Below are 24,922 nucleotides of genomic sequence, written 5' to 3' on the forward strand. Positions count from 1 at the left end.
GCGAAACAAAATGAAACTTTGGATTTCCGTAGATATGGAAGGGATAAATGGACTTCCCGACGATACTTTTGTAGATTCTAGTATGCGAAACTATACTAGAGGACAAAAAATAATGACAAGCGAAACAAACTGGGTAGTGGAAGAAGCCCTTAAAGCCGGCTACGATGATATTTTGGTAAACGACAGCCATTCCAAAATGAACAATATTTTAATAGAAGATTTACACAAAGAAGCACGTCTAATAACTGGAGATGTAAAACCGTTTTCGATGGTGCAGGGATTAGATGCTAGTGCTGACGCAGCCATTTTTATAGGTTATCATTCTCGAGCAGGACAGCCGGGAGTGATGAGCCACTCAATGACTTCTGGGGTACGGAATTTTTACATTAATGATGTAGTGGTAGGAGAATTTGGCTTAAATGCATATGTTGCAGGGGCATTTGGAGTACCAGTTATTCTAGTTGCAGGTGATGATTATATTGCTGCCGAAGCGAAAGCGTTAATTCCGGGCATCGAAACAGCTGTAGTCAAAGAAGCAGTCTCTCGTTCTTCTGCAATAGCGTTTTCTTTAGCAAGATCAGAAGCCATTATTCGTGAGAAAGTCGAGATAGCACTACAAAACAAACGAGCAGGAATACTCACTCCACCAGAAAAACCTATCTTAAAAATCGAGTTTTGCAACTACGGACAGGCTGAATGGGCTGCACTAATACCTGGAACGAAAATAATTGATGAAACGACAGTCCAATTTGAAGCTAATGATATATTAGAAGCTTATCAAGCAATGGTTGCAATGACTGAATTAGCAATGAAATGCGCGTTCTCATAAGATTTGAAGGAGGCACTTTAATAGTGTCTTCTTTTTTTGTGTCTAAAATGTGACGAAAAACACGATTTTTTATGTCGACTTTATGAATAGAAAGTACTTATTTATCGTTTTTCAAATGAAAGCACTTTGATTTCGTATACAGCCAATGCCTTGCCTTGTATTATATAAAAGTGGACTTAATTTAACAGTAAATACAACTTAAAAACTAGGAGGAGAGAATTTTTTATGGTAAAAGCAACTGCGCTACGAAGCTACATTCTATTAACACTATCTATTTTCTTAATACTTAGCCAATTGAATTTAGCGCCTTTATTAGCATTAGCAGAAGAAAACGGTAACGAGTTTCTTTCATATGAAGTTCAAGAAGAGCTATCAAATGATAAAAAGAAAGCCACTCTAAAAATAAAAGTAACACCAAAAAATGAACAAGTGAAAATTTTAACAGTGAAATCCCCAGACGGTGAGGAAACAGAAGGACAAGAGGCCACTTATACTGCGGATAAAAATGGTAAGATGGATTTCTTAATCACCTACCAAAATCAAACGAATGACGAAGCTAATCCGGAAACTAAAACTTACACAGCTACTTATGATGTAAGTGAAATAGTTGCTGATGAAGAAATAAATAATGAAACAGCAACCACAAGTCCAACTGAAAAAGAAAGTACAGAAGTTCAACTTAATCCTGATACAACAGATACAAATCAAGTAAATAAGCCGCTACTGAAATCAGGGCAAACTAATGTAACCTTAAACATACCGGATTATAACCAAGTAGCTTGGAGCAACGGTGAAATCAAAACAGTTACTACAACAGTAGAATTCGGCGACAGCACTACTTCAGGAAAAAAAGTGAATTTTACTTTACCAGATGGAATGCGTTTTGTTTCGCTTCCTGTACCAAGTAACTACCAAGCTACTAGTAATGTGGATCCCAATGTTTTAAATTATTTAGGCGCGAGTGATCCGCTTGGAATCGCAACTACATCTGTGTCAGTTCCTAGTAAAGAATCTGGATACAATAGTCCGACCTATGGAACAGTGAGCTACGAACTAAGTCCAGGTACAGAAAAAGCGAGTTTTACTTTTTTAGTTCGGGCAGATGCTACGAAATATTATGGAGGAAAAGATTTAGAGACACCAATTAAAACAGAGGTATTCCTTGGAGAAGAAAGCACACCGATTGCTTCCGCTGAACAAGCGATTCACGCAGAAGGAAACAAAGTGGTCGGTTACGCGAACCAAGACCATGTGAAAACTATGTTCCGCTATTGGTATGAAACCCAAACAATAGCTGAATCTGTAGCAAGCACAGATACAGAAACTTCTTATAATTATACAAAGACTTATTCTCTAGTCAACGGTTTAAATCAATTAGACGATCGCGGAACAACCAATTATATTCCCAAAAATGTAACGATGACACTTTATTACCCAGAAGGTATGGAATATGCTGGACTTTCTGATGCCTCGGGAAATAATGTCACAGCAAATAGTAATATAATTATCACACCTTATCCAAGCGAGCATAAGGTTGTCGTGGAACTAAAACAACCAGCCTACAATGGATTTGCAGTGAAATATAAAATACCTAAGGGCACGGCAGTGGGAACATATAGCTCACCTAAAGTTTCGCATGCAGTTACTACGACATATGATGGAAAGGTTTTTGAGTCTGATGCACTAACTAATAATTCCGCGGACTTAACAACAAAAGCTTCACTCGACACATGTAAAGTCGTTGATACTGTTGTAAATAAAATGACTGTAACAGGGGCAAATAGTTGTATCAATCCTGATAATGAAACGTGGGCAGGGAGCATCCAGGTTACAAATAAAACAACGGCTGGAATGAAGACAAATCAGGTATACCAAATTCAGTTTGATCCTAATTGGGAAGCCTATACAGTTAATTTGCCTTTTGATGGAAGGCTTTCAGGAAATAAAATAACAGATATTCAGTATAAAACAAACTTGAATACTAATTATCGAACTTATAATGGTGGCACTCCGCCTTTAACAGGTAATAAGCGAATGGCGGTTTTAGAATCAACTGCAGTTGGACTTCAAGAAGGAGAATACTTTACAGAAGTGAAAGCCAACGTGGGGAATTTTTCTTCTGGATTCGCTAGTACAGATCCTTCAGCCGGTCTTAGAGCAACCTCGACAACTTCATATGGAATGGTTAAGCCAGGTATCACCTCAGTGAAGTTTAAGGGAGCAATTTGGGATGCTGAAGATGAAGCGAACACAAAAGCTTCTGGTGTCTCTAGCTATAGTGTTTCCAATACAATTACCAGCGCTGCCAATGGAACAGCCTCTTTTTATAATAAAGCAGGTTCAGCCATTAAGGTAGCAAGCGCAGGAGATACTGTCAAAACTAAAGCCACACTAGTTGTGTTTGACTACCCTTATGGAACACGCACAGTACTAAATAATCCAGAAGTATATTTACGCAACTTGGCAGGAACAAAGATACAACCTTCCTCCATCAAATTGACGGATCAAAATGGAAAAAATGTTGAATTTACAATCCAAACAGAAACGGATATTAAAGGAGAGAAAGTTTATGTTCTAAAAACAACAGGTGTAACAGTTGGACATTATGTTGGTTATCCATACAAAACACAGTATTTAAATCTTAGTTATGACACGACCTTCGATGTAACTCTTGATAAAAGTATTGATATGGACGCACAAGAAGTCATTGCGTGGGGTGGACCAGATGTCACTTCCGCAATAAGTAGCAACTATTTCTCAGATACCGGACTAGACGTGAACCAAAACGGCAAAGACAATGAAAAACTACTTTCCGTCAACAGTAGCGCGCTAAGCATCCCCAAACAAGACACCGTCACCGTAGAAACGTTCCTAAACGTCGCCGGTGAAGGCGCCAAAGCTGCCTACGTGGAAGGAGATGACAGCACTGCTTCCTACTTTACTCCAGGAACCAACGCAGACTATACGGTCCAAGTCACCAATACTTCTAGCGCCGAAGCAAGCACATTTGAACTCTATATTCCGATCCCGAAAACAGGGCAAAACTTCGGATCCAAATTCCAAAATGACGCCTTCAAATGGGACATGAAACTAAGCGATGCTATCAATATCACCTCCGAACAACAAGCGCAGTTTGACGTGAGTTACGCAACCGAAGCGACCGCAGATAATTACGATTCAACTAGCCTATATAGCGCTACCGTATCCGACTATGAAAAAGTCAATATGGTCCGTATCAACGTTAAAACACAAATCAATGCCGGTGAAACCCAGACCTTCCAAGTCCCACTCCAAGTAGACGAAACTTTTGATTCGGCCAATGAAGGCAATAAAATCAGTGAGCGGGATGTCTACAACCCGTATTATCGGGTGATTACGAATACATTCTCCGGGTCATTAGCCGGCACGAAAGTAGGGGCGGAACTCGTGATTGGCGAAGTCGCTGGGACATTATTTAACGACAAAGATGCCAACGGACTCTTGGAAAAAGCGAAAGGCGATGAAGTCCTCACTAGCGAAACTGTCGAACTTTACAAATGGAATAGCACCACTTCCGCCTATGAACCAGCAACGAAAAATGGGGAGAACATCACCACCAAAACCGATGCCAACGGCGCCTATACGTTTGATTATACTTCCGACGTAGGGTACGGTAATTACGCTGTGAAATTCCCAGACAAAGTAGGGTATCAGTATACGTTGAAAAATGTCGGGAAAGATACGTCTATTGATAGCGACGTATCCTACAGTGGTACTGATAAAGGTTGGGCGAAAAACATTGATCCCACACGGCCTACTTCTCAGTCCATCAATGCGGGTTATTACGCCTATACACCAGCGCAAGATTTGAAAGTCAATTTAAATGAGAAACGCGTACAAACCGGACGAAGCTTGGAGATTACCTTACCAAAAGTAGCCTCCACCAGCGGGCAAGCTGCCGAAGATACGATTGAACCAGCCTTCTTCCAAAATATCCAAGCAAGCACGAATGGATACAAGTGGACAAGCGCGAACACTAGCGTGGCGACGGTACAAACCTTAACAGACGGTTCTGCCGCTGTGGTAGGCGTTTCAGCTGGCAATAAAACAATCGCAGCAACCGATTTAACGATTGCCCTGCAAGACATCTTTGGTACCGAACAAAGCTCCACAGCACCGGTCTATGTTACTTCTCCGGATGGAACCATTATGCAACAAGCTGGTTTCACCATGGGAGCGACCGATTTTTCGCTGGAATATAAAGCAGCTGTCGCATTAACCGATGCCCAGGCAGTAAGCCTCGCAAAAACAGCGGCCTTCGAAGAAGTGAAAAGTGGCGTTCAATCCAGTGCCCAAGATCGTTTAAACTTCGTGCAAGTGAATCCAACACAATTAGCTGCCATCCAACATGGCACGAAGCAAGGGGGGACTTACCCACTCACCTATACCTTAGCGAAAGAGGGAAAGACCGTCGGAGTGACGATTTCCGTCACTGTGGCGCAAGATTTAACTACCGTCCATGCCCATAATTCGACCTTGTATATCGGAGACACTTGGACAGCAGCGGATAACTTTGACAGTGCCATTGATAAAGAAGGAGATACCGTACCATTTAGCGATATCACCGTGTCTGGTAGCGTGGATACGAGTGTGGCAGGGACGTATCCGGTCACGTACAGCTATAACGGCGTATCCACCACGATTCAAGTGACCGTCAAAGATGACCTAACCGCTGTGAATGCCCACGATTCAACCATTTATACCAGTGATACCTGGAGTGCCACAGACAATTTGGACAGCGTGCTCGATAAAGATGGCAACCCGGTTCCTTTAGCGGATGTCACCGTAACGGGGACGGTCAATACCCATCAAGCAGGAACGTATCACATCACGTATACCTATGCTGGCGCGTCGGCCGCGATTACCGTCACCGTCAAAGAAGATAAATCCGGTATTAGTGCCCATGATTCTGCTATTTATGTCGGAGATAGTTGGAGTGCCGCAGATAATTTCGATAGCGCCTTTGATCAAGATGGCAACCTGGTCGCTTTCGAAGCTATTCAAGTGACTGAAAAACCAACCGTGAATACGAACAAAGCAGGCACTTACCAAGTCACCTACAGCTACGGGAAAATAGCACAAACGATTACCTTAACGGTCCAAGACATTCAAACTGCGGTGAATGCCCATGATTCGATTCTTTACACGGGCGACAGCTGGACCGCGGAAGATAACTTTGACAGCGCACGCGATAAAGACGGTCAATCCGTTCCTTTCTCGAACATCCAAGTAAGCGGTAAAGTCGATACAGCACGAGCAGGGACCTATCCGGTCACGTACAGCTATGATGGCGTATCCACGACGATTCAAGTAACCGTCAAAAATCCACAAACGGCCATCCACGCTCATGATTCTGTGCTATATACTGGAGACAGCTGGACTGCGAAAGATAACTTGGATAGCGCGACCGATAAAGACGGCAACGCCGTTTCGTATAAAGACATCACTGTAAGCGAAAACCCAGCGGTGGATCCGATGAAAGTGGGAGTATACGAAGTGACTTACAGCTATGACGGGATATCCACGACGATTCATGTGACCGTCGAACCAAGACAAACTAGCATTGTCGTTCATGATAGCACGATTTATGCAGGAGACCCATGGACGGCAAAAACTAATTTCGATCAGGCCACGGACAAAAAAGGCAAGCCAGTCTCCTTCTCGGCGATGACCATCACAGGAACCGTGGACACCAACGTCCCAGGTACCTATGAAATTAGCTATAGTTACGATGGAGTTAAAGTCGTAGCGCATGTGACTGTCCTAAAAAACCAAGCTCAAATCACTGTGCAAGATAGCCATCTCCCAGTAGGGGGTAAATGGACCGCGAAAGATAATTTCATCCAGGCAACTAACCGTGATGGAAAAGAAATCGCTTTTGAGGATGTACAAACAAGTGGCACCGTCCAACCAAACAAAGCAGGGAAATACCAGGTCACATACACCATCGATCCAAATGAAGGTACCACAGATGCAGGCCAAAGCCAATTATCCGTCACGGCTACCATTCAAGTCGAAGACCCAAACAAGCCAAGTAGCCCTTCCAGAGGTGGGACGACCCCTTCAGGCAACAGCAACCATCAACACACCACTAACTACGAAGCCACCAAACCGCTACCCAAAACAGGGAATCAAACCGACCCTTGGCTAGTCTGGACAGGCCTTGGCTTACTCAGCTTTAGCCTTCTTCTATGGTTATTTAACCGCAGAAGACGTAGCTTTAAATAGTTAAAAGAAAAAAGATAAGGCGGCCCATAAGGGTATGCCTTATCTTTTTTTGCATCTCTACTCTTCCATTTTAAAGTATCTAAAAAGACATTTTACAAACAGGTTAAACGGAGTAACAATCATAATTGTTGCTAAAAATAAGTCTGGTTATCTGACCTAAAATTCACAAAAGGTTCACAAAATGAACGTTTTTTTATCTTGTGTAAATATAAATTCTAAATTATTTACTGTATACTAGCACTAAATTAAGTTGATTGAACAAACTTGTAAAGGATGAGTTAAAATATGAAAGTAGGCAAAAACTTTAAAAAAATATGCTTTGTCTTTCTTAGTACGATTTTGCTTGTGAATGTGATATTTCAAACAAATTTTGTGAAAGCAGCAACTAATTACGGTTCTGAACTTTTAAAAACGGTAGAGTTACAAGATGCTGATGGTAACCCTAAAACGGATTTTAGTTATTATGAAAGTATTCAAATTCACTATACATGGGAAATACCGAATTCAGCAAATGTGAATGCTGGAGATACAATGGAGTTCACTTTACCAAAACAATTGAAAATAGTAACAGACTTAAATTTTGTTTTAAAAGATGATGAAGGAAATACAGTGGGAAACGTAATTGCGACGAAGGCTACAGGTAAAGTAGTCGTAACCTTTACAGATTATGTGGAGAAGAAGTCGAATATTAAAGGTGATCTTAATTTTTGGAGTAATTGGGATAAAACAGTCATAAACGGAAATGAAGAAGTTGATGTTAATTTTCCGGTAGATGGGGATTATGTGACTATTCCTGTAGATATTGGTCCTAAAAATCAAATTAATCCAAATGAGACTTTATATAAATATGGTTGGGCAGATGAAAAAAATCCAGCACTTATCAATTGGGTTGTTCGCTTAAATTATGCGAAACTAAGTATTGATAATGCGGTATATGAAGATTTTATCGGACCAAATCAAACACTTGATTTTAGTTCTGTAAAAGCCTATCATGGAACGTTTGATGCGGACGATAATTTTACAAAAGGGATCCAAGTACCAGCATCGGCTATTACGCAGACGAGTGAGGGCTTCAAAATCGCATTTGGAGATTTAACGGATTCCGTGAAAATTTCCTATTATACAATTGCGACTGACGGCGGTGCATCGTCCAATTACGCCAATAAAGGGATACTTTCAGGCGATAATTATGTTCCAAAAACAATTGAAGTTTTAACACCAACATCTGGTGGTGGCGGAACTGGTGAAGGCACAACTGGCTCCGTGGAATTAACGAAAACAGACAATACAGCGCAAAAAAAACCACTAGAAAATGCCGAGTTTAAATTAGTGAATTCAGCTGGAACTACGATAAAAGAAGGAATTAAGACCGGTGCGGATGGAAAACTTACGATTGCGGATTTGAAGTTTGATACGTATAAATTAATCGAAACCAAAGCACCAGTGGGTTATGAGTTAGATGCAAGCCCGGTAGAATTTACAATTGACGAAGCACATCAGGTATTATTCGTATCTAAAGAAAATACCCCGATTACAGGTTCTGTGACACTTGAGAAATTAGACAGTGAAACAAAAACAAAACTGGCTGGCGCGGAATTTGAATTGCAAGATGCTCAAGGCAGCACGTTACAGACTAGTTTAGAAACGAACGCGGCTGGAACACTAACTATTTCAGACTTAACGCTAGGGGATTATCAGTTAGTAGAAACAAAAGCGCCAATCGGTTATGAGCTAGATGCAAGTCCGGTAAAATTCACGATTGACGAAACGCATAAAACTCTGAACGTATCCAAAGAAAATACGCCAATCAAAGGTTCTGTGACACTTGAGAAATTAGACAGTGAAACAAAAGTAAAGCTGGCTGGCGCGGAATTTGAACTACAAGACGCGCAAGGAGCTACTTTGCAAGCTAGTCTCGAAACAAACGAAGAAGGAATCTTAACTATTGTGGATTTAGCACTTGGAGAGTATCAGCTAGTAGAAACAAAAGCGCCAATTGGTTATTTGTTAGATGCAACACCAGTGAAATTTGCAATCACAGAAGAAACAGCGAACCTCAGTTTACTTGTAACAAAAGAGAACACTAAAATACCAGAAACACCAATTATTCCAAAAATACCCAAAGAACCATTAAAACCAGCAGTCCCTAGTAACCCTAAAACACCAATAGAACCACTAAAACCAGAAATACCAGGTACCCCAGAAACCCCCGATGAAATTGTAAGTGCAGATAGTTTATCAGCTATATTACCAAAAACAGGAGATTCCCCTCTTGTTAGCGGATTAGGATTGCTATTAGTTGCGATTTCAGCAAGCGGGTTAATCTTCTTATTTAGAAAAAAATAATAAAAATGGAACATAAGGCGAGAGGATAATTCGCTTTATGTTCCATTTTTTATTTGGTTCTAGTTTTATCTTGTAAAACAGCTTTTAAAGAATGATAGGCTGGAATTGATAAGTTTAAATCCACACGATTAATTTGTTGGGCCATTTTTGGTTGGATACCGGAAATGAATGCTTCAACTCCAAGAAGCTTGAGTACCGTCACTAAGTTATTAAGCATTTCTCCAAGGGCATCATCAAAGTAAGATATACCCGATAAATCAATACAAAGTTGCTCTACACCGAGTTTGACACATTTATTAGCTGTAATCTCGGAAATTTTTTCAGCTCTTTCTCGGTCGACGCGTCCCATAAGAGGAAGGATGGCTAAATTGTCAGTAATCGAAATGACTGGTGTGCTAATTTCTTCTATTAAGCGGTGTTGTGATTCTAAATGTTGAACAATATCACGGTAATACATTGCTGAGAAAGCTTCATTGATTCGGTCGAAACCGTGGTTAACCATTGACATACTGGAAGAAAAATCACATTTGGTTACTTCATCATTTTCAATGCAAAAATCAGAAACAGCAGATAAAAATTCGCGGCGAAGTTTGTCCAGTGTGGTGATTACTTCTGGAAGTGGCACTTCATTTTCCATGCGTCGGGCGTACATGCTATCAAGCCATTTATCAAGCTTAGCAAAAAAAGTTTTTTTACCAGCAAAATAGGAAATGATTAGGTCGGCTGTTTGTTCGCTATCAGCGCGTAGTTCATCTTTATAGCGAGGAGAATAAACAAAGCTCGTGTAGGTGTTTTCATTTTCATAGATTTTGGATAGCCAATTAGTTATAATTTCTTCGGTATGTACCCTTAAATAAAGTTCCATACTTCCATTTGATTCATTCATACCAGACAACCCCTTTAAATCTAAGTATAGAAACTACTTCTCCTTTATTTTATGCTCAAAAGGGTCTACTGTCCATTTAAATTTTGGAAAAAAGCTAATTTATTCAAATTGTAATATTATTTAACAAATTAGTCGTTATTTTTTTGTTAAAATTCCGAAGCTATTTGGGGCTTGTCATGGTATAATATTACAATATGGATAGAAAGGAAGTTTTTTGTGGGATTACAGGATGAACTTACAGTGATGCAACCAGTGGTCATGGAGATTTTTTCAAAAAGTGTCCGCGAAAATCGGTTATCGCACGGTTATTTATTAGAAGGAGCAAGTGGCACAGGAAAAAAACGTACGTCACTTTGGTTAGCTCAAAGTCTTTTTTGTTTAGAGCCTACTGAAACAGAACTTGCGTGCGGGGAATGTGCGAATTGTACTAGAATAGCCAGTCATAATCATCCGGATGTTCATTTACTAGAGCCAGATGGTGCTAGTATCAAAATCGATCAAGTCCGTGCGTTAAAGCAAGACCTAAGTAAACGCGGGATGGAATCTGATCGAAAAGTCGTTATTATTTACGATGCAGAAAAAATGACTGTTCAATCGGCCAATAGTCTGCTGAAATTTATAGAAGAACCAGAGGGCGGTTTGTTATTATTGTTTTTAACAACCAACCCGGGACAAATCTTGCCAACTATTCAATCAAGGTTACAACCAGTGACATTTAAATCACTAACATTTGATAGCCTTGTAGCTTCTTTAACGCGCATTGGTATTTCCGAACAAAAAGCACGGATTTATGCTAGTATTACAGGAAGCACAGAGCGGGCAAAGAATTTTGATGAAGATGAGTGGTTTGGAGAAGCAAGAAGTGCGGTAGTCAAATTATATGAAGGATTGCATCATCAAGGAACTAGTCCGTTAATTATCATCCAAGAATCATGGATGCCGCTTTTTAAAGAGAAAGATAAGATGGCACTCGGTCTTGAGTTGTTATTACTACTATACCGAGACAGACTGCACCTTACACTTGATGGAAACTACGAACCTATTTGCACAGCGCAAAAAGGAATGCTCGCGCAAGATGCTTTGCGTAAATCATTGACTGAAACCACAGGGGAAATCGAGAAGATTCTCGCTGCGAAATCAAAGCTAGATTCCAATATGAATTTGCAACTTCTAATGGAACAACTAGTTCTTGAAATTCAAGGGAGGTAATCACTATGCTTAAAATTGTAGGCGTCCGTTTTAAAGACGTTGGTAAAATATATTATTTTTCACCTGGAGAACTGGAAATCACAGAAAACCAAGGTGTAATTGTGGAAAATGCACAAGGAATTGAATTTGGTAAAGCCGTCATTGAGCCGCGTTATGTGGACGAAGAAGATGTTGTTTTGCCATTAAAGAAAGTACTTCGAGTCGCAACAGAAGCTGATTATAAGTGTGTTGCTGAAAATGGTGATTCTTGTCAGAAAGCCTTTTTGTTATGTGATGAGAAAATCCGCGAACGCGAACTAGAAATGAGCTTGGTGGATGTTGATTATACTTTTGATCGTAATAAAATTATTTTTTACTTTACCGCAGAAGGACGCGTGGATTTTCGGGAGCTTGTGAAAGATTTAGCTTCTGTATTCCGGACACGCATTGAACTTCGCCAAATCGGAGTTCGTGATGAAGCGAAGTTACTTGGTGGAATCGGTCCATGTGGTCGAATGCTTTGCTGTTCAACGTTTCTTGGCGATTTTGAACCAGTATCCATCAAAATGGCAAAAGACCAAAACTTGTCACTTAATCCAACGAAAATTTCTGGGTTATGCGGTCGTTTAATGTGTTGCTTGAAATATGAAAACGATGAATATGAGCAAGCTAAACGTGAAATGCCAGATGTTGGTGTGAAAGTGAAAACTCCAGAAGGCGCAGAAGCACGTGTTTCGGGAATTAACTTGCTTTCTAGAATCTTACAAGTAAGTTTGCCCGAAGAAGAGACGGTTATAGAATACGAATTGGATGAATTACGTCCATTTAACGATTTTCTAAAACAACCGGCAAAGTCTTGAGGTGAAAAAATTGGATAAAAAAGCTATTTTTGACTCAGTCAGTAATATGGAGGAGCAAATTGGCGAATTGTATCAGCAACTTGGAGATCTAAAGACAAACTTAGGTGAAATGTTGGAAGAAAATAATCGGTTAAACCTTGAGAATGAGCATTTGCGACGTAGGCTTTCTTTGACGGATGAAACACCTCCTGAACAGGAAGTACAAGAAGATGAGGCGGCACATGGAGTAATGGCCCCAAATCGAAAAGAAGCAATGCAACAAATGATTGAACTCGGGGAAGGCTATGATAATCTTGTCCAACTTTACAAAGAAGGATTTCATGTCTGCAATGTACATTTCGGCAGTCCGCGTGGCAATGATGAAGATTGTCTATTTTGCCTATCCTTACTTAATAAAAAATAACATGACGGGCCTTTCTCGAATTTGGAGAAGGGCTTTTTGCTAGAAAAGGTGATTTGGTTGGAAAAACTAAAATTAATAGGTGACGAGCGGCTAGACTTTTTACTGGCAGAAAACTTGCGGATTATTCAAAGTCCATCTGTCTTTTCATTTTCCATTGATGCGGTTCTTCTGGCAAAATTTAGTTATTTACCCATTCGAAAAGGGAAGATTATTGATTTATGTAGCGGGAACGGTATTATCCCGTTATTACTTAGCACTCGAACAAAAGCGCAAATTATAGGTGTCGAAATTCAGCCGCGACTCGCAGATATGGCAAAACGAAGCGTTATCTACAATGAGCTTGAGGACCAAGTTGAGATGATTGAGTATGATTTGAAAAAAATTACCGATATTATACCAAAAGAACGCGCTGATATTGTTACTTGCAATCCGCCTTATTTTGCAGGTCCGGAAACCAGTTTGAAAAATGAAAATGAACATTACCGAATTGCGCGACATGAAGTTATGTGTACACTTGAAGACACGATTCGAGTTGCTTCAAACCTGTTAAAACAAGGTGGGAAAGCTAATTTTGTGCATCGTCCCGAACGTCTGCTGGATATTCTAGATTTAATGCGAAAGTATCGCTTGGAGCCGAAGCGGATTCAAATGGTGCATCCACGCTTAGAACGAGAGGCAAACACAGTACTGGTAGAAGGAATTAAAGACGGAAAACCAGGCGTGAAATATATGCCACCAATTATCGTCTATGATGAAGTTGGCGAATATACCCCAGTAATAAAGGAGATTTTATATGGCGAAAGCGAGTGAACATTTCTTTTATGTGCTAAAATGTAGTGATAATTCCTATTATGGTGGTTATACGACAGACGTTTTGCGCCGGGAAGCAGAACATAATGCGGGAATCAAATGTAAATATACAAAAACTCGCCGGCCGGTAAAAGTAATTCATTTCGAAAAGTTTGCAACAAGAAGTGAAGCAACAAAAGCGGAAGCGGCTTTTAAAAAATTATCACGTAAAAATAAAGATGCCTATTTAAAGCGGGAGGAGGGTACGGAATGATTAAAAGTCAAAAAAGTTTTAGTGGAGTTATGGCGGGAGCGCTCTATTTAGTGCCAACGCCAATTGGGAATTTAGAAGATATGACTTTTCGAGCGATTAGGATGTTAAAAGAGGCAGATATTATCGCAGCAGAAGATACAAGAAATACGGTGAAACTTTTAAATCATTTTGAAATTACGACTCGAATGACAAGCTACCACCAGTTCACGAAAGAAAATAAAGAAGATACGATTATTGAACGAATGCAAAGCGGAGAAGTTATTGCGCTTGTGAGTGATGCGGGTATGCCTTCAATTTCTGACCCGGGCTATGAACTTGTTCAAAGTGCGCTAGAAGCAAATATTCCAGTCATTCCACTTCCAGGAGCGAACGCCGCTTTGACAGCGCTAATTGCCTCAGGATTGGCGCCGCAACCGTTTTATTTTTACGGTTTTTTACCTCGCCAAAACAAAGAACGAACTCAAGAAATCGAAAAATTAGCGGCTCGCACGGAAACGTGGATTTTATATGAATCACCGCATCGTTTAAAAGAAACCTTAAAAGCCATTAGCAAAATTACTGGAAATGAGCGGAAAATCGTTTTATGCCGGGAATTAACTAAACGTTTTGAAGAATTTTTGCGTGGTACGGTGGAGGAAGCAGTAAACTGGGCAACTGAAGAAGAAGTGCGCGGGGAATTTTGTATTATAATAGAAGGAAATGCGAATCCGCCACTTGCGGAAGAAACGCTATGGTGGCAGGGATTAGATATTAAAACACATGTTAGCAAAGTAATGGAACAAGAAAATGTTAGTTCCAAAGATGCGATTAAAACCGTCATGAAAGCTAGAAATCTACCAAAGCGCGAAGTTTATGCTGCTTATCATGAAATAAAATAAAATCATGCGCGATGTCCCATAACAAGACAATCGCGCATGATTTTTTTATATCGAATCACCAAACCGCCGTTTAATCTCTTCCATCAATTCCGTGGCACCTTCCTTGCTTAGTGTCAATTTACCGTCCACAAATTTCTTATTTTCAACGGAAAACTCTCCAGTAACATCACACACCAAACCAGCAGAATATTTCTTTAAAATAATTGCTTCATCATCAATAAAGATTTCAAGGGGGTCTTTTACGTTCAAATTCATGGTGCGTCTAATTTCAATCGGAATTACAACGCGACCAAGTTCATCGATTTTTCTTACCATTCCAGTTGATTTCATTTTCTCACCTTCCACGTAATTTTTATTCATTTTAACAGATTATCATCAGAATAGGAATGATTTTGGGGTAGAACGGGTAAAGACTCCAAGTAGAGAAAATTTAGGGGGAAAATATATGAATATCGTTATCGCATTAATTCCAGCAGTTATGTGGGGGATTATGCCGTTAGTTGTCTCAAAAATTGGCGGAAAACCGCGGCAGCAAATTATTGGGACAACATTTGGTGCATTGCTTTTCGCAGTGGGTGTATTTATTTTTACCAATCCAGAATATACAGCTACCATTTTAATAGCTAGTTTTGTTTCAGGGGCATTTTGGAGTTTAGGTCAAATGAATCAATTTCGTGCCTTTACGCAAGTCGGCGTTTCAAAAACTATGCCACTTTCAACAGGGATGCAATTAGTCGGAACCTCGCTTTTTGGGGTCTTTGCTTTTCATGAGTGGGGAACGACTTCTAAATTAATCATTGGTTTTTCAGCGTTAGCACTAATTATTTTTGGGATATTTTTAACAAGTTATCAACAACATAAAGATGAAAATTCTGGTCAAAATATGAAGAAAGGACTTATTACTTTAGTTATTTCTTCGGTTGGATATGTTGGGTATGTTGTTATTACGCAATGGTTTAATATTAGTGGATGGGATGCTATTTTACCGCAAGCAGTGGGGATGGTTGTCGCAGGTTTATTATTTTCCATTAAATCATCTGAAAAACGTTTTACAAAACAGACTTGGCTAAATATGATACCCGGTGTTATGTGGGCTACAGGTAACTTAGCATTACTATTCTCTAATAAATTAGTTGGAATTGCCACTGGATTTTCACTTTCTCAAATGGGTGTAGTTATTTCAACCATTGGGGGAATTCTTTTCCTTGGCGAGAAAAAGACGAAAAAAGAGCTTATTCTTGTTATTATTGGAATTATTTTAGTTATAATTGGTGGAACAATGATTGGAATAGCAAAAAGTTAATCTTTAAAATTTAGCACATTTTTTGATAAATAAAAACAAATTAAAGGTGGTCATAAAAAATGGGTAATAACCTAAATGTAAATGCAGAAACTGTTAAAGAATCGTATGTGTATTTATTGTCACGCTATCTTGTTTTAAGACAAGAAAATTTTGATATTAACGAAGATAAGGTGCCTTATAATGTATTAAAACAAAACACAATTGCTCCAGCAGACGCGAATTTTGTTAATCCTAATTTTGATGTAGTTTATTCTGAAACATGGATAGCTGTGGATGACGAACACGCAGTTATTTTAGAAGTTCCAGAAATCAAAGGGCGTTATTATACCGTGCAACTTCTAGACGGTTGGGGTGAAGTAGTAACGAATATTAACGAACGAAATTATCCAGAACATCCATTTGGGAAATTCGCCTTTATTAAACAAGGCACAAGTCCAGTTATACCTGCTGATGCTGTGAAAATTGAATTACCTGCTGAAAAAGTGAAATTACTACTTCGGGTAGAACAAAAAGGTGATCCAGATGGCGCAGTAAAACTACAACAACAATTTAAATTAGATGCACCAGCTGGCATTAAAATTCAAGAACCACTTGAAATACCGACATTTACCAATGCAGCCTTCTTAATGGAAGAAATTTATAATAATTTAGAAACTATTTTAGCTAGTTATCCTGATAAAATGCCAAAAGCAGCTGAATTCCAAGCAAAAGCGAAAAAAGTTGCAGATTATATTGCACTTGGAGACGAACAAGGAGCTGAAGTGAAAAATCTTATTATTAAAGAAGCCATTCCCTATTTCTTAGCTGGAGCAAAAGGATTTGGAACGCAAAAAGACGGATGGTCAGTTACATATGTTGCTGGGGCATTTGAAAATGATATATTAGCGCGATGTATCATTAATTTTGGCGGCTTATGGGCGAACACTATTGATGAAGCTTTATATTTCATCGGTCAAACAGATTCAAATAAGGAAATGCTAAGTGGCGATAATACTTATAAAATTCATTTTACAAAAGAGGAACTACCTGAGAAATTAGTAAATAGTTTTTGGTCGATTACGATGTATAGTGTTCCAGACTATCATGTTATCCCCAATAAACTAAATAAATTCAGTATAAACAATTATTCTAATACAAAACTAAATGAAGACGGTAGCCTAACGTTATTCTTAGCGCCCGAACAGCCTGCAGACGTGGCAGAAGAAAACTGGTTGCCAACAGAAAAAGGAAGAGATTTCTCACTGAATTTTAGATTATACGTTGCAAAACAAGAAGTGCTTGACGGCGAGGTATTTTTGCCACCGCTTGAACGCATTTAAATAATTAAAATGATCGAGCTAAATATGGCAGTTACCTGTTTTAAAGGTTGCTCCTATTTAGCTTTTTTATTTGGAATAATCCTATAGAATCCTCTATCTTCTTCCTACTATTTCCGCTATAATAAAGTAATTGAAAATCATAACAAAAGGTCGATAAGGAGGATAACGATTTGAATATTATGATTGCGCTGATTCCTGCGTTACTTTGGGGAATAGTACCGCTACTTATTACTAAGTTCGGCGGTTCAACAAGGCAACAAACAATGGGAATGACACTAGGGGCGTTAATTTTTGCAGTAATCGTTTTTTTCTTTACTGACCCAGTCTACACACTGCAAACAGTCAGCATCAGCTTTTTGACAGGGTGTTTATGGTCGGTTGGACAAATGTTTCAATTACGCGCTTTCAAAATAATTGGTGTATCGAAAGCGATGCCAATTTCTACTGGAATGCAGCTAGTTGGAACGACGCTTTGTGGAGTGATTTTGTTCCATGAATGGGATACGACATTACGTATTATACTTGGTTTTATTGCTTTAACACTTATTGTAGGCGGAATATTCCTTACTTCTTACGCAGAAAAAGAAGAAGATGGATCAAATGCATTAAAACAAGGCTTAATTACTTTATTGATTTCATCAGCGGGCTATGTGGGGCTAGTTGTGCTCATTCAAGGCTTTAAAATTGATGGCATTAACGCGATTTTACCACAAGCAATTGGGATGGTTTTAAGTGCGCTAATTATGACAAGCAGTGGCGGAACTGAAAAACGAATCAATAAACGGACACTACTGTTAGTTATTCCAGGGATCATTTGGGCGACAGGGAATGTGGCGATGGTGTACGCAAATCAACTTGTCGGCGTTGCAACTGGTTTTTCATTGTCGCAATTAGGTGTTGTAATTTCAACTATCGGCGGAATTGTGCTACTGAAAGAAAAGAAAACTCGAAAAGAAATGATTTATGTCATCGTTGGAGTGGTTTTAGTCGTTCTTGGTGGGATTTTAATTGGAGTTTCAAAAGGAGCTTAATTAATTATTTCGTTTAGCCAGAAAAATGATATAATAATACTAATTGTTTTTATTTTAAGGAGGGAATTGTGTTGCCTGAAGAGAAAAATACTTTTTATATTACAACACCAATCTATTATCCAAGCGGAAAAGCGCACATCGGACATGCTTATACGACAGTTGCTGGGGACGCAATGGCTCGTTACAAACGCTTAAAAGGGTACGATGTGTTTTATTTAACTGGAACAGATGAACATGGTCAAAAAATCCAAGCAAAAGCAAAAGAACGCGGGATTTCTGAACAAGAATACGTGGATGAAATTGCAGAAGGCTTCCAAGAACTATGGAAAAAACTAGAAATTTCCAATACAGACTTTATTCGTACAACACAAGACCGTCATAAATTAACTGTGGAGAAAATTTTTGAACAACTTCTTGAACAAGGCGACATCTACTTAGGAGAATATGAAGGTTGGTACTCAGTTTCTGATGAAGAATACTTTACAGAAACACAATTAGAAGAAGTATATAAAGACGAAAACGGCAAAGTAATCGGCGGAAAAGCTCCTAGTGGCAATGAAGTTGAACTTGTAAAAGAAGAATCCTACTTTTTTCGGATGAGTAAATACGCTGACCGTTTAGTAGAATATTACAATTCTCACCCAGAATTTATTTTACCGGAATCAAGAAAAAATGAAATGATTAATAATTTCATTAAACCTGGTTTAGAAGATTTAGCAGTATCCAGAACCACTTTTGACTGGGGTATAAAAGTTCCTAGCAATCCAAAACATGTTGTTTACGTGTGGATTGACGCGCTTTCAAACTATATTACGGCGCTTGGTTATAACACGGATAACGACACGAAATTCCAAAAATATTGGCCGGCTGATGTCCAAATTGTTGGGAAAGAAATTGTTCGTTTCCATACGATTTATTGGCCGATTATGTTGATGGCGCTTGATTTACCACTTCCAAAAATGGTATTTGGTCACGGTTGGATTTTGATGAAAGATGGCAAAATGTCGAAATCAAAAGGAAATGTAGTGGACCCTTATATGTTAATTGATTGCTATGGCCTTGATGCGCTTCGTTATTATTTGTTGCGTGAAGTTCCATTCGGCTCAGATGGTTTATTTACACCGGAAGACTTTATTGACCGGGTAAATTACGATCTTGCCAATGACTTAGGTAACTTACTAAATCGTACAGTAGCAATGATTAACAAATATTTCGATGGAGAAATCCCAGCTTACCAAGGGGCTGTGACACCATTTGATGAAACATTAGTTGATTTTAAAAATAATGTTGTTGCTGATTACGAAAAAAGCATGGATCATATGCAGTTCTCAGTAGCGCTTAATCAGCTTTGGTCGCTAGTTTCCCGTACGAATAAATATATTGATGAAACTGCTCCATGGGCACTTGCAAAAGACGAAGAGAAACGCACGGAACTTGCTAGCGTAATGACTCATTTAGCAGAAAATTTACGAATTATCGCAGTCCTTTTACAACCATTCCTTACAAGAACTCCAGGAGAAATATTCTTACAACTTGGCTTACAAGAAGAAAACTTGAAGAAATGGGATAGCATTTATGGTTACGGAGAAATCCCAGCTGGAACAAATGTAGTCAAAAAAGGCACACCAATTTTCCCAAGACTAGATGCGAAAGAAGAAGTAACATTCATTCAAGACGAAATGAAAGGTTCAGCGCCGGCCCCAACAGAAGCAGAAGCTGAAGTGACACCACTTGAAACACCACAAATCGGTATTGAAGATTTTGATAAAGTAGACCTTCGTGTGGCTGAAGTAAAACAAGTAGAAAAAGTGAAGAAAGCCGACAAATTACTTTGTTTCCAATTAGATCTAGGAGAAGGTCGTCTGCGCCAAGTACTTTCTGGTATCGCAGAATTCTATCAACCAGAAGATTTAATTGGCAAAAAAGTAATCGTTGTTTCCAACTTGAAACCTGTAAAACTTCGTGGCCTAATGAGTGAAGGTATGATTCTTTCCGGTGAAAAAGACGGCAAACTTAGCGTCATTGAAGCAAGTAGCTCTCTTCCAAATGGTGCAAAAGTTAAATAAAAACAGCGCCCCTGATTCAGGGGCGTTTTTACGTGAGAAAAAATTCAAAAAAAGATTGCATATTGCAAACGATTACAATATAATGTAAATATACTTACTTAATTCAATGAACGAAGTAAGTAGACATCCAGAAGTAAAGGAGCCCGAAAATGGATATCTTAAGAAAAGGGAATAAAGATTTAATTAAAGATATAAACCGCTACACTGTCCTTAATTTGATTCGCGAAAAAGGAGAAATTACTCGGACAGAAATTGCAAGAAAATGTGATTTTGGGATGTCTACGCTAACGTATATTTTGGATGACTTACAGCAAGAAGGCATCATTTTAGAAGGAGCAGAAACATCATCTACTGGCGGCAGACGTGCCAAACTAGTCAGATTCAATAAAGATTATGGATTTGTTGTTAGTGTGAAAGTAGAAGAGGAACAACTTCTTTTTGCGTTAACAGACTTAAATGCAAAAATTATCCAAAACAGCTCAGTACCATTTTTAGCAGAGAAAAAACCAGAAAATGCGATTCAGTTAATTGCTGAAAACGTGAAAAAAATGTGTGAAAACAGAAACATGGACCATCTGCTAGGGGTGGGAATCGCGATTTCGGGTTTGGTTAACCGTAAAAAAGGTATCGTTACCCGCTCAACTATGCTAGGTTGGGAAAACGTAGCTTTAGAATCTATGTTGAATGTCCATTTTCCAAACATTCCTGTATACGTAGATAAAAATATAAACTGCTATACACTTGCGGAATTATGGTTAGGTGAAGGAAAACATTCGAATAACTTTGCAACCGTCTCAGTAGGAGCAGGTCTTGGTTTGTCTGTTGTTATTAATCGGCAAATCTATTACGGCTCACAAGGTGGTGCGGGTGAATTTGGCCACACAACTATTCAACCAGGAGGCTATAAATGTCACTGTGGACAAAAAGGTTGCTTAGAAATGTATGCTTCTGAGTTTTATTTCCGAAATCGAGGAGAAGAACTTAAAGCCGCTTACCCAGCATCGGATTTAAATGATTTTCATTTTGATAATGTTGCAAAAAGCGCAAGATCAGGTGATGCAATGGCAACAGAATTAATGGGAAAAATGGGTGAATATTTAGGATACGGGATCAGAAATATTATTAACACCTTTAACCCGGAGAAAGTAATAATTGTTGGAGAAGGCTTACACCATCGCGATCTATTCTTGACAAAAATTGATGGAATTGCTTCACAGAACTTTTTTTCAGGGGCTGGCTTCGAAACGAAAATTACGACAACTTCTTTAGAGGATCCTGCATGGTTGCAAGGTGCGGCTTTACTAGTCATCCACCAATTGTTTCAAGTGCCAATCTATGAAGAGGAACAAACATTATTGCGCTAAAAGTTACATAAATTATTTTCAGGAGGTTATTTTTACATGGTTGGTATGACTAGGAAGAAAACACTCTTTTGGCTATGTATTTTCTTATTGCCCAATTTACTTGGTTTTCTTATTTTTATCGCAATTCCAATCCTAGGCTCCCTCGGTATTAGTTTTACCGATTGGGACCTAGTCAGTACGATTCACTTTACAGGATTTGACAATTATAAAAGATTATTTAATGACCCAGAGTTTTGGAAGTCATTTAGAAATACCATCACATTTATCATAGGTTACTTACCAACTGTAATGGTTCTTGGGTTAGCCTGTGCGTTAATGTTAAATCAAAAAATCAAACTTAGACCATTTTTCCGAGCGGTGTACTTCTTGCCCGTAATCACTTCTTGGGTAGCAGTTTCGCTAGTATGGAAATGGTTGTTCAACCCAACATATGGTCTGATTAACTATTTCTTATCATTAATTGGTATTGCTGGTCCGGACTGGTTGACAGATCCACACACGGCGATGATTGCTGTTATTATCACGAGTGCATGGAAAGATATCGGTTTTGTTATGGTGCTATTTTTGGGCGGCTTACAAAATATTTCGCCATCTTACTATGAAGCAGCGAATATGGACGGAGCATCAAAACTTCGCCAACTATTTTCGATTACAATCCCACTGCTTACACCAACCACATTCTTTGTGACGATAATCTCGCTAATCAACTCATTCCAGGTGTTTGACCAAGTTATGATTATGACAGAGGGTGGTCCAAGTGGAGCAACGATGACACTCGTTCAAAATATTTACAATCACGCATTTAGATACTTTGAAATGGGCTATGCCTCCGCGATGAGTTGGATATTGTTTATTGTTATTTTCATCATTACAATTATTCAAAATAAACTTCAAAAAAGGTGGTCCAATTACTAATGAAAACAGAAAAAAGTGGTTCACCAAAATGGCAACTATTTAAAAATATTTTAACCTATGTAATTATCTGTCTAGGTGGAATAATCATGATCATGCCGTTTATCTGGATGGTTTCGACAGCATTCAAGACAGGCGCAGCAAACATGACTTTACCGCCACAATTTATTCCGGAAGATCCAACAACAGCGAACTTTACGAAAGTATTTGAAATGTTCCCAATGTTCAGGTTCCTAATTAACTCAGTAGTTGTTGCAGTTGTAACGACGCTTGGACAAATGCTGTTTTGTTCTATGGCAGCATATGCTTTTGCGCGAATCCCGTTCTGGGGTCGAGATAAATTATTTTTACTTTACCTTGCAACAATGATGGTACCAGCTCAAGTTACAATGATTCCTCAATTCATTTTGATGAAACAATTTGGATGGTTAGATTCTTATGCAGGACTTATTGTACCAGCACTATTCAGCGTGTTTGGGACATTCCTATTACGTCAAGCATTCATGGGGATTCCGAAAGAACTTGAAGAAGCAGCATTCATGGATGGCGCTAACCATTTTACGATTTTCCGAACAGTTATCTTACCGCTCGCGAAACCAACTTTTGCAACGCTGGGTATTTTGACATTCATGCAATCTTGGAATAGCTACTTATGGCCATTAATCGTTACAAGTTCACAAGAAATGGCTACACTACCTTTAGGACTCTCACTTTTACAAGGTAGATATGGAACAGATTATGGTTTGATGATGGCGGGAGTACTTATTAGTGTTATCCCGATCCTAGCAGTGTACCTTTTCGCTCAAAAATATTTCATCCAAGGAATGGCAATGAGCGGAATGAAAGAATAAAAAACCAACAAAAAAGGAGTGTTACAATTGAAAAAAGGTTTATTATTATTAATGGTTGTTGTCCTGTCCGTATTTGGTCTCTCAGCATGTGGTGGTGGAAGTAGTAGCGACGGAGATAAAACAGAAATCACGTATTACCAATTCTCCGCACCTGCTGACGGTAAAGCGCTTGATGAAATGGTAAAAGAATTTGAAAAACAAAATCCTGATATTAAAGTAAAAGTTCAAACAATTGCCTATAATGATTATTTCACAAAACTTCAAACACAAATCGCTGGTGGAGACGCACCGGATGCCTTTGAACTTAACTATGAAACTTTTGTTCAATATGCTGAAAAAGGCGTACTTGCTGATTTAACAAGTTATATTGAAAAAGATAAAGATTTTGATCCATCAACACTTAACAAACAAGCTTACGATGCCTTCAAATACGAAGATAAACAATACGGTATGGTAGAAAGTTTCTCCAACGTAGTAACAATTTATAATAAAGACCTTTTTGACAAAGCAGGCGTTGATTATCCAACAGCTGACTGGACTTGGAAAGATGAACAAGCAGCAGCAGAAAAATTAACAGATGCTAAAAATAAAGTTTGGGGAACTTCCCAACCTGTAACAATGAACGAATTTTACAAAGTAGCAGCACAAAATGGTGGTTCAATTTTCAATGAAGATATGACAGCAGCTACTATTAACAGTCCTGAAAACGTAGAAGCATTAACACATTTAACAAGCGAAGTAACTGATTCAAAAGTTGCACCTTCGCCATCTGATTTATCCGGTCAATTACCAGAAGACTTATTCATGAATGGTCAAATTGCAATGCTTCATACTGGTATCTGGATGTTCGATATGTTCCAAGATGCACCATTTAAATGGGACGTGCAAGTAGAAGCAGGAAATACACAAAAAGCAACTCACTTCTTCGCTAACGGAATCGGCATTTCCAAAGACTCTGATAAAAAAGAAGCAGCGTTCAAATTTGCATCATTCATGAGTGCGAATGAAGAAGCAGCGAAAATCAGAATTGATAATAACTGGGAACTTCCAGCAACTGAAGATAAAGAAATCTTGCAACCTTATTTAGATGCAACTCCTCCAGAAAACAGAGAAGCAGTATTTGAATCCTTGCAATATATGGTCTTACCTCCAGTTGTGAAAGATTGGAACAAAATCAGTGATTATACCAATTCAGAATTTGAAAAAGTGCTAAATGGCGACTCAACTCCAGAAAAAGCGCTGAAAAACAGTGAAGCTAATATCAACGAAACAATGGGATTTAAATAAGTAAAAAGAGTGGCAGGGACGTTTCGAAGTTTCTAGTAATTAGAACTTCGGAATTAGACTGCCACTTTA

Annotated in this window: 18 protein-coding genes and 1 pseudogene; 17 read left to right on the forward strand and 2 right to left on the reverse strand. The window is 38.8% G+C overall.

Features of this window, described 5'->3' with window-relative positions:
• The first annotated feature begins 10 nt into the window (after positions 1–10).
• The 3 genes from HCJ50_RS11875 to HCJ50_RS11885 all read left to right on the forward strand — a co-directional run bounded on the left by HCJ50_RS11875 (position 11) and on the right by HCJ50_RS11885 (position 9,442).
• Positions 11–829, forward strand: coding sequence for a M55 family metallopeptidase (locus HCJ50_RS11875; RefSeq protein WP_185344524.1), 819 nt, complete (start codon positions 11–13; stop codon positions 827–829).
• 225 nt (positions 830–1,054) lie between these two features.
• Positions 1,055–7,096, forward strand: coding sequence for a bacterial Ig-like domain-containing protein (locus tag HCJ50_RS11880; RefSeq protein WP_185395704.1), 6,042 nt, complete (start codon positions 1,055–1,057; stop codon positions 7,094–7,096).
• Positions 7,097–7,381: 285 nt separating this feature from the next.
• On the forward strand, positions 7,382–9,442 hold the full coding sequence (locus HCJ50_RS11885) for a SpaA isopeptide-forming pilin-related protein (RefSeq protein ID WP_185344528.1): 2,061 nt from the start codon (positions 7,382–7,384) through the stop codon (positions 9,440–9,442).
• A 49-nt stretch (positions 9,443–9,491) separates the two neighbouring features.
• Here HCJ50_RS11885 and HCJ50_RS11890 read toward each other — a convergent pair whose 3' ends face one another.
• Complete coding sequence (locus HCJ50_RS11890) at positions 9,492–10,328, reverse strand: STAS domain-containing protein (RefSeq protein WP_185344530.1); 837 nt, start codon at positions 10,326–10,328, stop codon at positions 9,492–9,494.
• Between the two features lie 216 nt (positions 10,329–10,544).
• Here HCJ50_RS11890 and holB point away from each other — a divergent pair, with 216 nt between their 5' ends.
• The 6 genes from holB to rsmI are packed head-to-tail and all read left to right on the forward strand — an operon-like array spanning position 10,545 to position 14,720.
• On the forward strand, positions 10,545–11,537 hold the full coding sequence (holB, locus tag HCJ50_RS11895; protein WP_185344532.1) for a DNA polymerase III subunit delta': 993 nt from the start codon (positions 10,545–10,547) through the stop codon (positions 11,535–11,537).
• Positions 11,538–11,542: 5 nt separating this feature from the next.
• Entirely contained in the window at positions 11,543–12,376 is an 834-nt protein-coding gene (locus HCJ50_RS11900) for a PSP1 domain-containing protein (protein WP_185344534.1), read from the forward strand.
• A gap of 10 nt (positions 12,377–12,386) precedes the next feature.
• Positions 12,387–12,779, forward strand: a complete 393-nt coding sequence (gene yabA, locus HCJ50_RS11905; RefSeq protein WP_185344582.1) for a DNA replication initiation control protein YabA — start codon at positions 12,387–12,389, stop codon at positions 12,777–12,779.
• Between the two features lie 57 nt (positions 12,780–12,836).
• Positions 12,837–13,589, forward strand: a complete 753-nt coding sequence (locus tag HCJ50_RS11910) for a tRNA1(Val) (adenine(37)-N6)-methyltransferase (protein ID WP_185344580.1) — start codon at positions 12,837–12,839, stop codon at positions 13,587–13,589.
• On the forward strand, positions 13,573–13,842 hold the full coding sequence (locus tag HCJ50_RS11915; protein ID WP_185344536.1) for a GIY-YIG nuclease family protein: 270 nt from the start codon (positions 13,573–13,575) through the stop codon (positions 13,840–13,842). The genes HCJ50_RS11910 and HCJ50_RS11915 overlap by 17 nt, the downstream gene beginning before the upstream one ends.
• A complete protein-coding gene (gene rsmI, locus HCJ50_RS11920; protein ID WP_185344538.1) occupies positions 13,839–14,720 on the forward strand; it encodes a 16S rRNA (cytidine(1402)-2'-O)-methyltransferase in 882 nt (293 codons plus the stop codon). The genes HCJ50_RS11915 and rsmI overlap by 4 nt, the downstream gene beginning before the upstream one ends.
• Positions 14,721–14,765: 45 nt before the next feature.
• On the opposite strand, the gene HCJ50_RS11925 is transcribed toward rsmI, so the two are convergent.
• Entirely contained in the window at positions 14,766–15,050 is a 285-nt protein-coding gene (locus HCJ50_RS11925) for an AbrB/MazE/SpoVT family DNA-binding domain-containing protein (protein WP_185344540.1), read from the reverse strand.
• Between the two features lie 115 nt (positions 15,051–15,165).
• On the opposite strand from HCJ50_RS11925, the gene HCJ50_RS11930 reads away from it, so the two are divergent.
• From HCJ50_RS11930 to HCJ50_RS11965, 8 genes and pseudogenes are all read left to right on the forward strand, one after another.
• Positions 15,166–16,023: a GRP family sugar transporter gene (locus HCJ50_RS11930; RefSeq protein WP_185344542.1), complete on the forward strand. Its 858-nt coding sequence runs from the start codon at positions 15,166–15,168 to the stop codon at positions 16,021–16,023.
• A gap of 59 nt (positions 16,024–16,082) precedes the next feature.
• The gene (locus HCJ50_RS11935) at positions 16,083–17,342 is read left to right on the forward strand and encodes a DUF1214 domain-containing protein (RefSeq protein WP_185344544.1); all 1,260 of its coding nucleotides are present in this window, start codon (positions 16,083–16,085) and stop codon (positions 17,340–17,342) included.
• Between the two features lie 170 nt (positions 17,343–17,512).
• Complete coding sequence (locus tag HCJ50_RS11940; RefSeq protein WP_185344546.1) at positions 17,513–18,373, forward strand: GRP family sugar transporter; 861 nt, start codon at positions 17,513–17,515, stop codon at positions 18,371–18,373.
• Between the two features lie 62 nt (positions 18,374–18,435).
• Positions 18,436–20,439, forward strand: a pseudogene (gene metG / locus HCJ50_RS11945) (methionine--tRNA ligase); the annotation flags it as partial.
• A 149-nt stretch (positions 20,440–20,588) separates the two neighbouring features.
• The gene (locus tag HCJ50_RS11950; protein ID WP_185344548.1) at positions 20,589–21,803 is read left to right on the forward strand and encodes an ROK family transcriptional regulator; all 1,215 of its coding nucleotides are present in this window, start codon (positions 20,589–20,591) and stop codon (positions 21,801–21,803) included.
• A 36-nt stretch (positions 21,804–21,839) separates the two neighbouring features.
• Complete coding sequence (locus HCJ50_RS11955; protein ID WP_003750650.1) at positions 21,840–22,718, forward strand: carbohydrate ABC transporter permease; 879 nt, start codon at positions 21,840–21,842, stop codon at positions 22,716–22,718.
• Positions 22,718–23,566, forward strand: coding sequence for a carbohydrate ABC transporter permease (locus tag HCJ50_RS11960; protein WP_185344550.1), 849 nt, complete (start codon positions 22,718–22,720; stop codon positions 23,564–23,566). The genes HCJ50_RS11955 and HCJ50_RS11960 overlap by 1 nt, the downstream gene beginning before the upstream one ends.
• A gap of 27 nt (positions 23,567–23,593) precedes the next feature.
• Positions 23,594–24,853, forward strand: a complete 1,260-nt coding sequence (locus HCJ50_RS11965) for an ABC transporter substrate-binding protein (protein ID WP_185344552.1) — start codon at positions 23,594–23,596, stop codon at positions 24,851–24,853.
• The last annotated feature ends 69 nt before the right edge of the window (positions 24,854–24,922 follow it).

The sequence above is a fragment of the Listeria immobilis genome, from assembly GCF_014322765.1.
In the GTDB taxonomy this organism is placed as follows: Bacteria; Bacillota; Bacilli; order Lactobacillales; family Listeriaceae; genus Listeria; species Listeria immobilis.

What these genes read in the sequence shown, in the direction of transcription:
- HCJ50_RS11955 (WP_003750650.1), top strand. Translation starts at nt 21,840, where the DNA reads ATGGTTGGTATGACTAGGAAGAAAACACTCTTTTGGCTATGTATTTTC.
- HCJ50_RS11875 (WP_185344524.1), top strand. Translation starts at nt 11, where the DNA reads ATGAAACTTTGGATTTCCGTAGATATGGAAGGGATAAATGGACTTCCC.
- HCJ50_RS11880 (WP_185395704.1), top strand. Translation starts at nt 1,055, where the DNA reads ATGGTAAAAGCAACTGCGCTACGAAGCTACATTCTATTAACACTATCT.
- HCJ50_RS11960 (WP_185344550.1), top strand. Translation starts at nt 22,718, where the DNA reads ATGAAAACAGAAAAAAGTGGTTCACCAAAATGGCAACTATTTAAAAAT.
- HCJ50_RS11925 (WP_185344540.1), bottom strand. Translation starts at nt 15,050, where the DNA reads ATGAAATCAACTGGAATGGTAAGAAAAATCGATGAACTTGGTCGCGTT.
- HCJ50_RS11950 (WP_185344548.1), top strand. Translation starts at nt 20,589, where the DNA reads ATGGATATCTTAAGAAAAGGGAATAAAGATTTAATTAAAGATATAAAC.
- HCJ50_RS11930 (WP_185344542.1), top strand. Translation starts at nt 15,166, where the DNA reads ATGAATATCGTTATCGCATTAATTCCAGCAGTTATGTGGGGGATTATG.
- HCJ50_RS11890 (WP_185344530.1), bottom strand. Translation starts at nt 10,328, where the DNA reads ATGAATGAATCAAATGGAAGTATGGAACTTTATTTAAGGGTACATACC.
- HCJ50_RS11935 (WP_185344544.1), top strand. Translation starts at nt 16,083, where the DNA reads ATGGGTAATAACCTAAATGTAAATGCAGAAACTGTTAAAGAATCGTAT.
- HCJ50_RS11900 (WP_185344534.1), top strand. Translation starts at nt 11,543, where the DNA reads ATGCTTAAAATTGTAGGCGTCCGTTTTAAAGACGTTGGTAAAATATAT.
- HCJ50_RS11915 (WP_185344536.1), top strand. Translation starts at nt 13,573, where the DNA reads ATGGCGAAAGCGAGTGAACATTTCTTTTATGTGCTAAAATGTAGTGAT.
- HCJ50_RS11885 (WP_185344528.1), top strand. Translation starts at nt 7,382, where the DNA reads ATGAAAGTAGGCAAAAACTTTAAAAAAATATGCTTTGTCTTTCTTAGT.
- rsmI (WP_185344538.1), top strand. Translation starts at nt 13,839, where the DNA reads ATGATTAAAAGTCAAAAAAGTTTTAGTGGAGTTATGGCGGGAGCGCTC.